Annotated in this window: 1 protein-coding gene; it reads right to left on the bottom strand. The window is 56.7% G+C overall.

Features of this window, described 5'->3' with window-relative positions:
• A partial coding sequence (locus Q1A75_RS24015; RefSeq protein WP_299641546.1) for a DDE-type integrase/transposase/recombinase occupies positions 1 to 676 on the bottom strand: 676 nt, incomplete at both ends.

Raw genomic sequence — 676 nt, 5'->3', positions numbered from 1 at the left:
GGTGATACGGCGCACCACGCGAGTGCTTCATGCCCTTGTCCTGCAGCCACTCAGCCAGATCCCCTGAGACGTAGCTTGAGCCGTTATCGCTGAGCAGGCGCGGCTTGTGAACGACATGCACCTGGTCACAGCCGGATGCCTGCAATGCGAGGTCCAGTGTGTCAGTGACATCCTCAGCCCGCATGTTGGTGCAGAGCTTCCATGAGACGATGTAGCGGCTGTAATCATCTAGAACCGTGCTGAGGTAAAACCAGCCCCATCCGAGGACCTTGATGTAGGTGAAGTCTGTTTGCCACAGCTGGTTGATCCCAGTTGTCTTATCTTTGAACTCATTCGCGGCCTTCAGGACGATGAACGCCGGGCTGGTGATCAGATCATGGGCTTTGAGCGTGCGGTACACAGTAGATTCTGACACAAAATAGCGCTCCTGATCCGTAAATGTGACGGCCAGTTCACGTGGTGACAGTTCGGTCTCCTGCAACGCCAGATTGACGACCTTGCGCTTCACATCCGTCGGAACACGGTTCCAGACGTGCTTTGGCTTGGGAGATTGATCCTGCAATCCGGCCTCACCGCGCTGCAGATATCGGTCGTACCAGCGATAGAACGTGGTGCGGGGAATGCCCAGCTTGGCCAAAGTCCGACGCGCCGACAGATGGCTTTCTTCGACCAGCCG

The sequence above is a fragment of the uncultured Tateyamaria sp. genome, from assembly GCF_947504105.1.
Taxonomy (GTDB): domain Bacteria; phylum Pseudomonadota; class Alphaproteobacteria; order Rhodobacterales; family Rhodobacteraceae; genus Tateyamaria.
The sequence above is the reverse complement of the archived record's forward strand: the minus strand, read 5'-3'. Positions and strand labels throughout refer to the sequence as shown.